This window comes from Staphylococcus arlettae (assembly GCF_025560845.1).
GTDB classification, from domain to species: domain Bacteria; phylum Bacillota; class Bacilli; order Staphylococcales; family Staphylococcaceae; genus Staphylococcus; species Staphylococcus arlettae.
Window position 1 is genome coordinate 1719661 of the sequence record NZ_CP094803.1, and the last position, 14762, is coordinate 1734422.

The 14762-nt window shown below is 33.4% G+C and carries 14 protein-coding genes; 1 reads left to right on the plus strand and 13 read right to left on the minus strand.

What is annotated here, in order from left to right:
• The 8 genes from rsmB to gmk all read right to left on the minus strand — a co-directional run bounded on the left by rsmB (nt 1) and on the right by gmk (nt 9531).
• Nucleotides 1–1308, minus strand: a complete 1308-nt coding sequence (gene rsmB / locus MUA37_RS08410; RefSeq protein WP_193325359.1) for a 16S rRNA (cytosine(967)-C(5))-methyltransferase RsmB — start codon at nt 1306–1308, stop codon at nt 1–3.
• Nucleotides 1308–2240, minus strand: coding sequence for a methionyl-tRNA formyltransferase (gene fmt, locus MUA37_RS08415; protein ID WP_262624497.1), 933 nt, complete (start codon nt 2238–2240; stop codon nt 1308–1310). The genes rsmB and fmt overlap by 1 nt, the downstream gene beginning before the upstream one ends.
• On the minus strand, nt 2233–2721 hold the full coding sequence (locus tag MUA37_RS08420) for a peptide deformylase (RefSeq protein ID WP_021458911.1): 489 nt from the start codon (nt 2719–2721) through the stop codon (nt 2233–2235). The genes fmt and MUA37_RS08420 overlap by 8 nt, the downstream gene beginning before the upstream one ends.
• A gap of 361 nt (nt 2722–3082) precedes the next feature.
• Nucleotides 3083–3778 (minus strand): GNAT family N-acetyltransferase, encoded by a 696-nt coding sequence (locus MUA37_RS08425; protein ID WP_021458912.1) that lies wholly within the window; start codon nt 3776–3778, stop codon nt 3083–3085.
• Nucleotides 3779–4885: 1107 nt separating this feature from the next.
• On the minus strand, nt 4886–7303 hold the full coding sequence (gene priA / locus MUA37_RS08430; RefSeq protein ID WP_262624498.1) for a primosomal protein N': 2418 nt from the start codon (nt 7301–7303) through the stop codon (nt 4886–4888).
• 1 nt (nt 7304) lies between these two features.
• A complete protein-coding gene (gene coaBC, locus MUA37_RS08435; protein WP_021458914.1) occupies nt 7305–8516 on the minus strand; it encodes a bifunctional phosphopantothenoylcysteine decarboxylase/phosphopantothenate--cysteine ligase CoaBC in 1212 nt (403 codons plus the stop codon).
• A gap of 188 nt (nt 8517–8704) precedes the next feature.
• A complete protein-coding gene (gene rpoZ / locus MUA37_RS08440) occupies nt 8705–8908 on the minus strand; it encodes a DNA-directed RNA polymerase subunit omega (RefSeq protein ID WP_002510937.1) in 204 nt (67 codons plus the stop codon).
• Nucleotides 8908–9531, minus strand: coding sequence for a guanylate kinase (gene gmk, locus MUA37_RS08445; protein WP_002510936.1), 624 nt, complete (start codon nt 9529–9531; stop codon nt 8908–8910). The genes rpoZ and gmk overlap by 1 nt, the downstream gene beginning before the upstream one ends.
• A gap of 156 nt (nt 9532–9687) precedes the next feature.
• On the opposite strand from gmk, the gene MUA37_RS08450 reads away from it, so the two are divergent.
• Complete coding sequence (locus MUA37_RS08450; RefSeq protein WP_193325356.1) at nt 9688–11385, plus strand: Rqc2 family fibronectin-binding protein; 1698 nt, start codon at nt 9688–9690, stop codon at nt 11383–11385.
• A 48-nt stretch (nt 11386–11433) separates the two neighbouring features.
• Here MUA37_RS08450 and MUA37_RS08455 read toward each other — a convergent pair whose 3' ends face one another.
• The 5 genes from MUA37_RS08455 to pyrF all read right to left on the minus strand — a co-directional run bounded on the left by MUA37_RS08455 (nt 11434) and on the right by pyrF (nt 14734).
• Nucleotides 11434–11844, minus strand: coding sequence for a VOC family protein (locus tag MUA37_RS08455; RefSeq protein ID WP_002510934.1), 411 nt, complete (start codon nt 11842–11844; stop codon nt 11434–11436).
• Nucleotides 11845–11925: 81 nt separating this feature from the next.
• A complete protein-coding gene (locus MUA37_RS08460; protein ID WP_002510933.1) occupies nt 11926–12771 on the minus strand; it encodes a YitT family protein in 846 nt (281 codons plus the stop codon).
• A gap of 451 nt (nt 12772–13222) precedes the next feature.
• Nucleotides 13223–13405 carry a hypothetical protein gene (locus MUA37_RS08465; protein WP_002510932.1) on the minus strand — a complete coding sequence of 61 codons (183 nt, stop codon included), beginning with the start codon at nt 13403–13405 and terminating at the stop codon, nt 13223–13225.
• A gap of 24 nt (nt 13406–13429) precedes the next feature.
• On the minus strand, nt 13430–14041 hold the full coding sequence (gene pyrE, locus MUA37_RS08470) for an orotate phosphoribosyltransferase (protein ID WP_002510931.1): 612 nt from the start codon (nt 14039–14041) through the stop codon (nt 13430–13432).
• Nucleotides 14042–14734, minus strand: coding sequence for an orotidine-5'-phosphate decarboxylase (pyrF, locus tag MUA37_RS08475; protein ID WP_262624499.1), 693 nt, complete (start codon nt 14732–14734; stop codon nt 14042–14044).
• Between the last annotated feature and the right edge of the window lie 28 nt (nt 14735–14762).

The following is a 14762-nucleotide window of genomic DNA, read 5'->3' on the forward strand; positions in this document are numbered from 1 at the left end:
TTATTGTTCCTTCCTTTTAATTTTAGTAATAAAGAAGCCGTCAGAGTTAAAATCTTGTGGTAAAATCTGCATCGTTTTCACTTGTTCTTTAGTAATTGGATGTTCAATCAACTCAAATTCAAAATCCTTATTTTCTTTTAAAAATGTATAAATTACATTTTCATTTTCTAATTGTTCAACTGTACAAGTTGAATACACGATCGTACCACCTGGTTTCACATTGTGTTTGATATTGTTTAGAATCTCTAATTGCAATTCTAACAATGCTTGAATAGACGTTTGACTTTGTTCATATTTAATTTCAGGTTTATGGCGCAAGACACCTAAGCCACTACATGGCGCATCAACTAAAATCTTATCATAAACTTTATCATATTTTTGCGTAGCATCGTGTTGATAACTCAAAATGTTAGATAATCGTAACTTTCTTTTATTAAAATTGATTAATTCTATTTTATGTTCATGTATATCTGTTGCATCTACTTGCCCTTGGTTTGCCATCAGCTCAGCGATATGACATGCTTTTCCTCCAGGTGCACTACACGCATCTAAAACGCTGTCGCCAGGCTCGGGTGCTAAAACATTCGCTACAAACATTGAACTTTTATCTTGAATAGATACTAAACCATCTTTAAAAATTCTAGACTCAATTATAGTGTTACCTTTAATGTGTAAACATTCAGCAATATCGTGATCTTGTTCCACTTCAAATCCTTCATCTTGTAATTTTGCAATGACTGCTTCTATTGTAGTTTGAGTCGTATTAACACGGACGGTTTGATTTACTTTTGTCAAAAATGATTGCGCCATCGCTTCAGTTTTCTCAATACCAAAATGAGTAACCCAATGTTTTACTAGCCATTTAGGAAGACTGTATGCTATTGCAATACGTGTTTGATCATTGTTAATATTACTGAAATCAGGTAATTCTGTGCGCATGAAATTACGTAAAATTCCATTTACTACATTACCATTATGCGGTCCGCCTTTATACTTAGCTATTTCCACCGCTTCATTAATAATGGCATGTTGTGGTATACGATTTAAATACACATGTTGATAAATGCTCATCCATAATAAGAGTCTGACCCATCCTTTAATTTTAGTTTGCACAAAAGGTTTCAACATATAATCTAACGTATATTTACGTTTTAATGTACCATAGACTATTTCTGTATATAAATTTTTATCTGCACGTGATAATGGATATTCAGATAATATATTATTTATTTCAAGATTACTATACGCTTTGTCGTTAATAATCGCTTGTAACGAATCAAAAGCTAACATTCTAGCCGTAGTTGTCATCATTTAAGTTCCTTTCCAACAAGTGACGTTTGGACACCGCTTAAATAATTTGCAGCAAGCATTCGTTTTTTCCCCGCAACTTTAATATCAGTTAACGCTATTGCATCAGCTGATCCTGTTCCTACTATAATAGCTTTTTTAGTCGTTTCGATAATCTTTCCTGCTTCACCTTGTTTATTACGTTCGATTTTAGCAGCATAGATCTTCATGTTTGCATCGTCTAATGTAGTATAAGCAACTGGCCAAGGTGATAAGCCACGAATGTGGTTATATATTTCATCTGCTGACTGCTTCCAATTAATGTGTTCATCTTCTCTACTAATGTTAGAAGCAAATGTAGCGTGTGCATCATCTTGTGGTGTGCGCTCATTCGTTTCATTAATGATTGATGGTAATGTTTCTTTTAATAAAGTTGCACCTAAAAAGCTTAATTTATCATGCATCGTACCGACGTCATCTGTTTGTTCAATATCGATAGCTTGTTGTGCAATAATATCACCGGCATCAAGCTTAGCTACCATATACATTATAGAAATTCCTGTTTGGGATTCGCCATCAATAATTGCTTGATGGATAGGTGCACCACCTCTATATTTTGGTAATAAAGAAGCATGAACATTGATTGCCCCTAATCTTGGTGCTTCAAGTAAGCTTGTAGGTAAAAGTTGACCAAATGCAGCAGTCACTATCAAATCAGCCTCTAAATTAATTAACGTATCTAATTCCTCAGATGTCGCTAACTTTTCAGGTTGATACACTGGAATACCTTGTGCTACTGCTACTTCTTTAACAGGCGGTGCTGTTAAAGTTTTCTTTCTCCCTACAGGTCTATCTGGTTGAGTCACTACTGCTATAACATTATGTTCTGCAATTAACATTTCTAATACTTTTGTAGAAAAATCTGGTGTACCCATAAAAATTATTTTACTCATCGTCAAAATACGCCTCCATCTCATCCTCAGTTAAAATTTTTTCAGCGCGCTCTGTAAACAACACACCATTAAAATGATCTACCATATGTAAAATCATGCGTGCTACATCATCATATGCAGTAAGTTCTACATCATTGCCTTCTTTATCATTACTTTGTACTACAATCATATTACTTCTAGTTACTTCTCCGTATACATCAGGTAAACTTATGGAACCTTCTAAATCTGTTGTACATTCTTCTGATTGCTTAATAACGACTGGGTTGATAAGTTGTAATAAACCGTCAATTTCCATATCTATTATTGCAACTTGAGAATTTATATTAATTTGTGGAGCACATAACGCAGATGCTTCGACGTCATACATAGTGTCTTCTAAATCTAATAGTAACTGCGCTAACTCGCTATCAAAACGTTCCACTTTGTTTATTTTCTTCGTTAATATTGGATGTTGTTTTGCTACCAGTTGCCGAATCGTCATGGCATTGCCACCTCTCAAAAATTCATCATACAATTATAACTTATCTCAGGTGAAATTGCGACCTTAATATCCAGATACGTTTGGAATTAAATATACTACAGGTCTAACTACGTCTTCAAAATATTTCCACCTTAATTATAATAATTTGAGCTGCTCAGTGACATAATGCTTTGTAGTTAATTACACTTCTAGAGTGAGCAATTAATATAATAACAAAAAGACGTAAGGTCACTTTACTTCGTCATAAGTAATAGTTCGTCCTCACGTCTCTTAAATAATTTAAATTTTATCTACTTATACATGCCATAATAGTAGTAACTCTCGATTTATCACAAGTTACTACAACTTTCACAATCTATTTTTATTCCTTCATTGTAAGTTTCGTCCGTTGTTCACCAGTTGAAGTAAAGTTATTTGGTATGAGCCAACGCTGAAATTCACTTTTGATTTCAGGCCATTCCGCATCTAACATTGAAAACCAAGCTGTATCACGATTTCTATTTTTATAAATCTTATGTTGCCTAAAAATACCTTCGAAGGTAAAACCTAAACGTTGGGCACTACGAAATGAAGCTTTATTTAAAGCATCACATTTCCATTCGTAACGTCGAAATCCTAAAGTTTCAAAAATATATTGAGCTAATAAAAAATGAACTTCCGTGGCGATACGTGTGCGCTGTAACTTTGTTGAATATTGTATATGACCTACTTCTATCGATCCATCCTGTACATTAATTCTTAATAACGCTAATTCACCTAATGCCTCATTTGTTTCTTTATCAACTATTGCGAAAAAGTAAGGATCTGTTGAGTCAATTTGATTTTGAATAAATTGTTTAAACTGATTATAATCAGTGATTGGCTCTCTTGGTAAGTATGTCCAATTATTATTGTCTTTTTCATTTCCTAAATTTTTAAATAAATCATCAATATGTGTATTATCAATTTTTTCTAAGCGGCTATAATTACCTTCTAATACTTGTGCAGTAGGTTTTTTAGGCATTTCAAAGTCTGGCAATGCGAAACCAATTTGTTGATTATATTTATTATATGGCATGTTAATTTCTCCTTACTTAATGTTATAGATGAAGGTATTTTTATTTATGAAAGTGTTCTGAGTTTGAAAAGTGGGCTTACCTATTATTTTGTTTCCAACGCTTACCATTTATTACTGTATACGTTTGTGAATTATAAATAATATAGCATTCTAACTTGTAAAAAGTAAATATGTCGGTCATTATATTGTATAATTATTTTTTAACTTAACGTTGAAAAAAACTTGATTTGAAGCGCATTTTCAATGCAACCAGTATTGTCAATATGAAAAGAGACTAGGACGAATCAACATTGTCCTAGCCTCTTTGCTTAGTAGTTGTAAATATATCTCGGTCATCATAGATTTAAGTTAATATTAATGTGAAGCGGAAGTCACTCCACATAGTAAATTCTATAATTCATTTATATGTTTGTATAGACAGTATAATTGAAAGGTAAAATATTAATTATTGTTAGTAAAAACAATAATTTAACATCAATGATTAAATATTCTTCCATCTATAGAGACATCATTCTATACCAGACTGTCGACAAAGTTACCGTCTTTGTTGGCAGTTTTTGTGCATGCTTTCCGCGGGCACTGCCTCAGCCTATTTAGTCTTCGGCTCGTGCTTTTCCCGCAGGAGTCAGCTCAAAAAGCTGCCATTTATGATAGGAAAATATTGGTATTTATATTAAGTAGTAAAGTTGTCTATTATGTTGAATACATCAAATGACAATTGAGATCAACTAAAATGATGTTTATCTCTGAATTATTTCCTAATAATTATTTATTACATTAAGTCAATGTGAAATTGGACTTAGACTTTGTTGGCAGTTTTTGTGCATGCTTTCCGTGGGCACTGCCTCAGCCTGCGTAGTCTTCGGCTCGTGCTTTTCTCGCAAAAATAGGCATAAATCACTACAACATATAAATTGAAATAAATAAACCCTTCGCAAATTAATGCGAAGGGTTTATCTCTGTTCTGTATATGAACTGTTTAAATCTTTCAGGTATCTTTTCTCTAGCTTAGTGAATAGTTCAAGTTAAACTATCTGCCCTTTTTATTATTTAATAAGGTAATCAAACTCTTGAAAATATTGGCATAAAGCCATTTATCAACCTATTTTACATCATCATTTGTGGATTGATATCTATTTTTAACGATAATTTGTCTTTTATATATTGTTCATGATAATAATCATCTAAATATTGTAAAGCTTCATGTAATGCTGGTTCATTTTTATATTTTACCAGTATTTGAAAGCGATATTCGTTGTTTAAACGTGACAAAGCAGCTGGTGACGGACCTAAAACAAAAGCTTTATCAGAAATGTGTTGTAATAATATTTGATGAATATGTTTAGATGCTTCCATAACTTTTTTCATATTTTGATGTGCTATCGTAAAATTAATCAAAAAGAAATATGGTGGATATTTACCTAATTTTCGATAATTCATCTCTTTATAATAAAATGCAGTGAAATCATTCGCTTGCACATCTTTTATAGCATAATGTTCAGGATTATATGTTTGTATAATTACTTGGCCTTCTTTTTCATGTCTTCCAGCTCTACCTGAGACTTGAGTTAACAATTGATAAGTGCGTTCACTTGATCTAAAGTCTGGTAAGTTGAGCATCGTATCCGCATTTAAGACACCTACTAAAGTAATATTAGGAAAATCTAACCCTTTAGCTATCATCTGTGTGCCTAGTAAAATATCACCTTTGCCTGCACCAAAATCATTTAACAATTTTTCATGAGCACCTTTTCTCGACGTAGTATCTACATCCATCCTTATAATTTGTGCTTCTGAAAATACTTGTTGTAGCAATTCTTCTACACGCTGTGTTCCGGTACCAACTTGACGTATATGCTCGCTTTCGCAATTTGGACATTGATTTGTCGGTTGTTCTTGATGGCCACAATAATGACACTTTAGTAAGTCTGATGATTTATGGTACGTCAACGAAATATCACAATTTGGGCATTGTGGTACATGACCACAGTCACGACATAACATAAATGAAGCATAACCACGACGATTTAGAAAAAGGACGATTTGTTCTTTATTAACTAACCGTTGTTGAATAGCGCTACGTAAATTCTCTGAAAACATCGAACGATTGCCCTCACTTAATTCTTTACGCATATCAACAATATCTATTTCTGGTAACGCTTGATTATTTACCCTATTCGGTAAAGATAATAATTGATAAACACCCTTTTCAGCACGTGCATATGATTCTAAACTTGGTGTAGCACTTCCTAAAACTAATGGACACTGATGGTATTGGCTACGCCATTCTGCAATGTCTTTAGCATGATAACGAGGATAGTCTTCTTGTTTATATGAAGATTCATGTTCCTCATCAATAATAATCATCCCTAAATTTTTAAAAGGGGCGAATACACTGGAACGTGCACCTACGCTAACACTCGCTTGACCATCACGAATTTTTTGCCATTCGTCATAGCGTTCGCCTTTAGATAAGCCTGAGTGAAGCACCGCAACATCATCACCAAAACGCCGTTTAAATCGCAATACCATTTGTGGAGTTAATGCAATTTCTGGTACTAACATCATGGCTTGTTGCCCTTTATTTAATACTTCTTCGATAGTTTGTAAATAAATTTCCGTTTTACCTGAACCTGTAACCCCATGTAATAAATATGTTTGTTGTTTTTCGGCTTTTATCGTTTCTAATATACTATTATATGCTTGTTGCTGATCTGCAGTTAGTTGTTGATTGTCTTCTTTTTCAAAGACTCTAGCTTCAAATGGATCACGAGAAATTACAGTATCATACTTTTCTATCCAACCTTTATTCACAAGACCATCAATACTTGATTTAGAAAATGCCATTGATTCTAGCTCTGTTAATAATACTGTATGATGTTGTTCTTCGAGTAAGTAGGCATATAAGTCATGTTGTTTTTGTAATTTTTTAGTACTTGCTAGATCATTTAATACCGCTTCATGGTCCACTTCTGGCACAACTTTGACTGCACGTTGTTTTTTCTTTTTAGTATTTTGCGATAATATCGTTTGTTCCGCAACGACACCTATTGATAACAATTGAGATAGCGACTCTAAGTCGTTATTTTTTTGTGCTTCTTTGTATGCATATTGTCCCTGTGAATCAAATTTTGCTAGTAAGTGACTCGGAACTTGCTCAGTATCTTGTATAGTAAAAACTTTCGTATATTTAGCTTTGAGCGCACTTGGTAGCATGATTTCTAAAATAGAAATGCGTTTGGTCACAAAATATTTACTAAACCATGCACTTAAGTCTATTAATTCAGTAGTCAGTTCAGGTTTAATATCTTGTATTTCTTTGATTTCTTTTAACTTTGAAAGCTCAATGGATGAATCTGGTTCTTCAGATATTTGCATTACATAACCTTGTACCGTACGTGGGCCAAATGGCACTATAACTCTCATTCCAACTGCTATCATAAATTGTAATCGTTGAGGAATAATGTAATCAAAGGTGAAATCTACACTTTTCGATGGTATGTCGACGATTACTTTTGCTATCATTTTATTGCCACCTAGTTTCTAATGCGTCTAAAATTTTCGCTGCTAAACTAATTTTAGTATCTTTACCTAATGCTATAACCTCTTGATTAGCAAAATGCATTGTATAATCATTGTCATCCGAGCTAAATCCAATTGACTTATCACCTACGTTGTTAGCGATAATTACATTGGCATTCTTCTTTTGTAGTTTCTGTTGAGCATATTCTGTAATATGTTGAGTTTCAGCAGCAAAGCCCACTAAATATTGATGTGTTTTATGTTCCCCTAAATATTTTAAAATATCCGGTGTACGTTTAAATGTGACAGCTAATTCGCCATCTTGCTTTTTTAATTTATGCGTTAACGCTTCTGCTGGTGTATAGTCAGATACTGCAGCTGCTTTAAAAACAATGTCTATCTGTTTGTATTTAGACTTCACCGCTTCGAACATTTCTTCGGCGCTTTGTACTTGTATCACTTCAATATTTGCGTGTTCAGGCTGAGCTAAATGGGTGGGTCCCGACACTAATGTTACTTTGGCACCTCTATCAGCCAATGCTTCTGATAAAGCATATCCAATTTTACCTGAAGAATGGTTTGACAAATAACGCACTGGATCCAATTCTTCTATAGTTGGTCCTGCAGTTACTAAAGCACGCTTGCCAGCAAAGGAACTATGTGTGTGATTTGTTACTGGCTCTTCGTTAAAGAATGTTTCTAAACGCGTTAAAATTTGAAGCGGTTCTTCCATACGCCCTTTTGCTACATAACCGCATGCTAAATACCCTTCACCAGGTTCTAAAAATTGATAGCCATCTGATTTCAAAACAGCCATATTATGTTGCGTTCTGTTATTTTCATACATGTGTACATTCATAGCCGGTGCAATAAATGTAGGTGTTTCTGTAGCTAATAAGGTAGACGTTATCATATCATCTGCAATGCCATTACTTAATTTAGCAATTAGATTTGCTGTTGCTGGTGCCACGACAATTGCATCTGCCCAATCACCTAATGCGACATGTTGAATTTCAGCAGGATTTTCTTCTTTAAAAGTATTGGTATAGACTGGATTTCTACTAATTGCTTGAAACGCTAATGGTGTTACAAATTCTTGTGCATTTTCAGTGAGCATAACCCTAACTTCATATCCTGCTTGAGTTAATTTACTCGTTAAATCAATGGCTTTATATGCTGCAATGCCACCCGAAACGGCTAATAAAATTCGTTTCATTTTCCATTTACCTCCATGTTTAACATCGGTCTCTGTTTAATTATCTATTGCTACTTAAGTAACAGAAATATCGTCACTGTTATAAGTGCTATTAAAATCATTATACACAAAAAAACATTGTTATAAAAAAGACACACCTTGAATTTCAGGGTGTGCCAATCTATCAATATTCCAATAGCTTAGAAAAGTTATTTTTCAACTTTATCAGGATATACTTTACCGCCAGCAATTTCTTCTAAAGCTCTGCCTACAGCTTTTTTAGAACGGTATCTCTCTAATAATTCAGTGTCTTCGTGATCTTCTAATTCTCTTGCACGTTTAGCAGCCGTAGTAGCTACTAAATATTTAGAAGTAATTTTGTCACTTAATTGGTTTAATGGTGGATATAACATTATTTTTTGGCCTCCAATATCATTTTTCTATACTTTGCTTCAATACGTTCTCTTTTTAAATGCTCTGCAGCAACAATAGATTGTATACGTTGTTTAGCTAAATCAACTTCGTCATTAACTACCACATAATCGTATAAATTCATCATTTCAACTTCATTGCGTGCTTCTAGCACACGGCTTTGGATTTTTTCATCCGATTCTGTACCTCGACCAACCAAACGTTCACGTAAATGGTCTAAACTCGGCGGTGCCAGAAAAATAAATAACGCATCTGGAAATTTTTTACGTACTTGCTTCGCACCTTCGACTTCAATCTCTAGAAAAACATCATGACCTTGGTCCATTGTATCTTTAACATATTGAACTGGCGTACCATAATAATTTCCAACATATTCTGCATATTCGATAAATTGATCTTGTTTAATCAATTCTTCAAATTCAGCCTTAGTTTTGAAGAAATAATCTACACCATCTACTTCTCCTTCACGCATTTCACGTGTCGTCATCGAAATAGAATATTTGTAGGAAGTAGTTGGATCATCAAATATTTTTTTTCTTACCGTACCTTTTCCAACACCGGATGGCCCAGAAAGAACGATTAACAAACCTTTCTCATTATCCATGACTTATAACCTCTCTAAGCTATACTATATTATTAACATATAATACCATAACCACACTTCAGTTGTATAGCATACTCATATAAACTTTAACTATGACTCATGATTCTCTACATGTTACAATTAAATGAATGACTTAATGTAAGGTGGCTGAAAAAAATGGCATATGATGGCCTGTTCACTAGAAAAATGATTGAATCTCTACAATTTTTAACACGTGGTAGAATTCATAAAATTAATCAACCCGAAAACGATACAATTATTATGGTAGTTCGTCAAAATCGCAAAAATCACCAACTATTACTATCTATACATCCAAATTTTTCTCGTCTACAAATTACGGATAAAAAATATGACAATCCATTTAACCCACCTATGTTTGCACGTGTCTTTCGTAAGCATTTAGAGGGTGGGTTTATTCAAGCAATTCGTCAAATCGACAATGATCGTCGTATTGAAATTGATGTCGAAAGCAAGGATGAAATTGGTGACACTATATACCGCACAATTATTTTAGAAATTATGGGTAAACATAGTAACTTAATCTTAGTTGATGATAAGCGTAAAATCATCGATGGCTTTAAACATCTTACTCCTAACACAAATCAATATCGTACTGTAATGCCTGGTTTTACTTATGATGCACCGCCAACACAAAATAAAATTAATCCATTCAACGTGACTGGTACGGATGCTTTACAATACATTGATTTTAATAGCGGTAAAATTGCTAAGCAGTTACTCAATACGTTTGAAGGCTTTAGTCCGTTAATTGCAAATGAAATTGTTAATAGGCAACAATTTATGACAACACAAACTTTACCAGTGGCATTTGATGAAGTTATGGCTGAAGTAAATGAAACACCTGTACCTATATTCCACAAAAATCACGAAACAGGCAAAGAGGATTTTTATTTTATGCGCCTGCACCAATTCGATGATGATATAACAACTTATGCTTCATTAAATGAACTATTAGATCGCTACTATGATGCACGTGGCGAACGCGAACGTGTTAAACAACGTGCGAATGATTTAGTAAAATTTGTTCATCAACAATTGCAAAAAAATCAAAATAAATTATCCAAATTGGCAGCTGAACTGGAAGGAACTAAGGACAAAGAACAACAACAGCTGTTTGGTGAATTGATTACTGCTAATATTTATCGTATTGCACAAGGTGATGATAGTGTTACAGTATTGAATTATTATACGAACGAAGAATTGACAATTCCATTAAATCCAACAAAATCACCATCAGTTAATGCTCAACATTATTATAAACAATACAATAAATTGAAAACACGTGAACATGAATTACAACATCAAATGGAATTAACACAAGAAAACATTGCTTACTTTGAAAGTATAGAGCAACAGTTAACGCACATTTCAGTTGATGAAATTGATGATATAAGAGATGAGCTTGCTGAACAAGGATTTATGAAGCAGCGAAAACAACAAAAACAAAAAAAGAAACACACGATACATTTACAAAGTTACACATCAACAGATGGTATGCCCATATTAGTCGGTAAAAACAATAAGCAAAATGACCATTTAACGAATAAAAAAGCAGCAAAACATCACTTATGGTTCCATACTAAAGATATTCCTGGGTCACATGTAGTTATATTGGCTGACAATCCTACGGAAAATACCATTAAAGAAGCGGCTATGTTAGCAGGTTATTTTTCTAAAGCTGGATTATCTAGTCAAATACCTGTAGATTACACTGAAATTCGACATGTGCATAAGCCTTCAGGTGCCAAACCAGGTTTTGTCACTTATGATAATCAAAAAACTTTATTTGTAACACCAGATTATAATCACATTCAATCTATGAAAAACGAATAAACAAAAATCCGAAGTTCTGTCATTGCATAGAACTTCGGATTTTTATTATTAATTTTCTTCTGGTAAGGCAAGTTGGAAATTGACTCCAAAACGGTCAACAATCCATGTAAATTCTTTGAAAGTTGGTGGCATTTCCGTTTTCGGCATTAAAATAGCACCACCACTTTTTAATTTACTAAATAAACGTTCCATCTCCATTGCATTATCAACTGTTACATATAGAGACATTGCTGGTGTTATTTCTATATCGACTCCATTTATATTATCAATGGCCATTAACACTTGGTCTTTAATTCTAAAAATAGCGTGCTGTACTGCACCAGCCATTTCCCCACTCTCTTCGTCATATTTGACCATCGATAATATTTCAGCATCTTCAAAAGCATCCATGTAGAGATTTATTGCTTCTTCAGCATTACCGTTAAACATTAAAAATGTTGTGACTTTGGGTATGCTCATTCTAATTCCCCTTTCATTACTTCAGTAACTTAATGATAAAACATATACTTTGAGAAATCGAATAAAGCGCTGTACGATCCATCACTTCACATTCATAAATCCATTACCTAAGACATCACGAACATCATGAATAACTAAAAATGCATTATCATCAATCTCACTTATCATCCTTTTTACACGAGTAACTTGTGATTGAGGTACTACGACATACAGCATACTCGTTTCAGTTTTTCCGTAACCACCTTTACCATTAAGCAGTGTGGACCCTCTTCCAGTAAAGGAATTAATGGCATCACTAATTTTCTCATTCTCTGACGAAATAACAGTAACTGCTTTTTTCGGATTAAAGCCTTCGACAATAAATGCTGTAGCTCTTTCTGTAATAAAGAGCATTATTACAGTGAACAAGACATTTTTGACTGGTAATACGAGTAAAAATGATAATACCACAATACCATCTAAAATAAAAATGCCCTGTGATGTTTTCACGTCAAAATATTTATTAAGCATTTTTGCTACAACTGAGGTACCACCAGAAGTACTGTTGGCAGCTATGATAAAACCTGAACCAATACCAATAAAGACACCGCCAAATACTGCACTAATAATAAAATCATGCAGTCCAAGGTGCCAACTACTCGTTAAATCTAAAAATAACGAGAGTGAAGTGTTTGTAATAAACGTATATACTGCAGTCCATTTACTTAAAAATTTCCAACCAATTATAATAACGAGGGTATTAATAATTAATGAACTTATTGCAGGAGAAAATCCTAATGTATATTTTAATGCCAACGCGATACCTATCGTACCACCGTCCCCCATATTGGCACCAATAATAAACAAATTAACACCAAGTGCATTGATAAATGAGCCAATTAAACAAAATAAGACGTTTTTATAATGTTCTTGTATAAATTTTTTCATATGATCTTTTAACCCCCAGTAGTTTCTTATATTGATGTTACTACCTCAACACTTTTATTTAATTGCATAGAAATAAAATTAGTGTAGCATATTTCACTCAAAAAGACATAACTCTCATCACGTTAGCTTTAAAGCTTCATTACAATAAATAGCTTGCAAAATTGCTTTGGAATTTTACTCATGATATATTTAATAGTCGGGTTTATAGAAAGCCAAAACTTTACATTTATATAGAAACCGTTAAAATTAATAACAAATACCTATGGAGGTTTTAATTTATGATGTTTTATATTATTCCTGTAGCTATTGCTGTTCTTGTCTTATTAATCGGTTACTTATTAATTAAACTTTATATTAGATAAATATAAAAAGGGGTCGAGATTCAAAATAATGTATCCACTCACAATGATGTGTGCACACTATTTTGTCTCGACCTCTTATTTATGTGGTTTTAAATATGTCCTTTTTGCTTGATATCGGACTTTGCTTTTTTAAAAATATCTTTGTCTGTTGAATTCGACAGCCATTCATGACTATTCTCTTGTTTTACATTGTGTCTAAAATCTTCATCTTTTTGTAAAAATTTATTTACATGCGAAAATTTTCGATAAATCTCATCTGGGTTATTGGACATAGAGTATCCCCTCCACCTATCATTTTATGACAAGTTGTCTCTCCAATCAACTAATGTCTGTATATCATTAGCAGAAATTTCTCCATTTTCTTGTGCAACTTCAATCAATTCGTTATAGTCACTCAGTGTATAAAATGGCAACTTTTCTGCAGCGAATTGATCATCAGCTTTTTTTAAACCGTAAGTAAATATAGCTACAACACCTAACACTTCTGCACCTGCTTCTTTCAATGCATTAACTGCAGTAATAGAGGAGCCTCCAGTAGAAATAAGATCTTCAACTACAACTACTTTTTGCTGTTGGCAATTTGCACCTTCAATTTGATTTTGTTTTCCGTGACTTTTACTTTTAGAACGAACGTAATTCATAGGTAAGTCTAATTGCTCTGAAATATAAGCAGCATGAGGAATACCAGCAGTAGCAGTACCTGATACTACTTGTACTTCTGGAAAATGAAGCTTTATTAAATCAGTCAATCCGTCTCTAATCTCTTTTCTTACAGTTGGATAGCCTAATGTAACTCGATTATCACAGTAAATTGGTGATTTAATTCCAGAACTCCACGTAAATAAATTATTAGGAGATAAACTCACCGCTTTTATATCTAATAATGATTGTGCAATCGCTTTTGTCATTTATTGTAACCAACTTTCTTTAATAATATTGTATTGTTCCACTGGTGAACTACTTTGAGTAATAGGTCTACCAACTACAATATGCGTAGACCCCAATGCTTTTGCTTGTTGCGGTGTTGTAATACGTTGTTGATCATCTGTTGTTGCACTGTTTAATCTTATGCCCGGCGTAACTTTCAAAAATGTTGAACCAAACTGTTCTGTTAACATTGTCGTCTCAAGTGGTGAACATACTACACCATCTAAACCTGCACTATGTGCTAATGACGCATAATTTAGTACTGCTTCATCCATAGTAGTGTTTATCTTTTGTTCTTCATGTAACATCGTTTCTGAAGTTGAAGTTAATTGAGTAACAGCTATAATTTTAATATCTTGATTGTATTTGCGCAGCCCTTGGACAGCTTGTTTCATCATCATAGTACCACCTGCAGCATGCACATTCACTAAATCAACATTTAATTTACTTAATCCTTCCATGGCTTTACCTACAGTATTAGGAATATCATGTAATTTCAGATCTAAAAATATGTCATGACCTTTAACTTTAATATCATCTATTAATTGTGGACCTGTTTGATAAAAAAGCTCCATCCCTATTTTAACGAATAAAGGTTCGTCAAATTGATCTAAGAAGTCATGTACTGCACTAGCAGAATCGAAATCTAATGCTATAATTGGTAGGTTTTTCATTAATATTTTTACACCTCTCAGTTATGAC

Excerpts from the sequence above, each read along its gene's own strand:
- coaBC (WP_021458914.1), bottom strand. The coding sequence starts at position 8,516 with ATGAAACGAATTTTATTAGCCGTTTCGGGTGGCATTGCAGCATATAAA.
- MUA37_RS08425 (WP_021458912.1), bottom strand. The coding sequence starts at position 3,778 with ATGCCATATAATAAATATAATCAACAAATTGGTTTCGCATTGCCAGAC.
- priA (WP_262624498.1), bottom strand. The coding sequence starts at position 7,303 with ATGATAGCAAAAGTAATCGTCGACATACCATCGAAAAGTGTAGATTTC.
- gmk (WP_002510936.1), bottom strand. The coding sequence starts at position 9,531 with ATGGATAATGAGAAAGGTTTGTTAATCGTTCTTTCTGGGCCATCCGGT.
- MUA37_RS08460 (WP_002510933.1), bottom strand. The coding sequence starts at position 12,771 with ATGAAAAAATTTATACAAGAACATTATAAAAACGTCTTATTTTGTTTA.
- MUA37_RS08465 (WP_002510932.1), bottom strand. The coding sequence starts at position 13,405 with ATGTCCAATAACCCAGATGAGATTTATCGAAAATTTTCGCATGTAAAT.
- fmt (WP_262624497.1), bottom strand. The coding sequence starts at position 2,240 with ATGAGTAAAATAATTTTTATGGGTACACCAGATTTTTCTACAAAAGTA.
- pyrE (WP_002510931.1), bottom strand. The coding sequence starts at position 14,041 with ATGACAAAAGCGATTGCACAATCATTATTAGATATAAAAGCGGTGAGT.
- rsmB (WP_193325359.1), bottom strand. The coding sequence starts at position 1,308 with ATGACAACTACGGCTAGAATGTTAGCTTTTGATTCGTTACAAGCGATT.
- MUA37_RS08455 (WP_002510934.1), bottom strand. The coding sequence starts at position 11,844 with ATGAGCATACCCAAAGTCACAACATTTTTAATGTTTAACGGTAATGCT.
- MUA37_RS08420 (WP_021458911.1), bottom strand. The coding sequence starts at position 2,721 with ATGACGATTCGGCAACTGGTAGCAAAACAACATCCAATATTAACGAAG.
- pyrF (WP_262624499.1), bottom strand. The coding sequence starts at position 14,734 with ATGAAAAACCTACCAATTATAGCATTAGATTTCGATTCTGCTAGTGCA.
- rpoZ (WP_002510937.1), bottom strand. The coding sequence starts at position 8,908 with ATGTTATATCCACCATTAAACCAATTAAGTGACAAAATTACTTCTAAA.
- MUA37_RS08450 (WP_193325356.1), top strand. The coding sequence starts at position 9,688 with ATGGCATATGATGGCCTGTTCACTAGAAAAATGATTGAATCTCTACAA.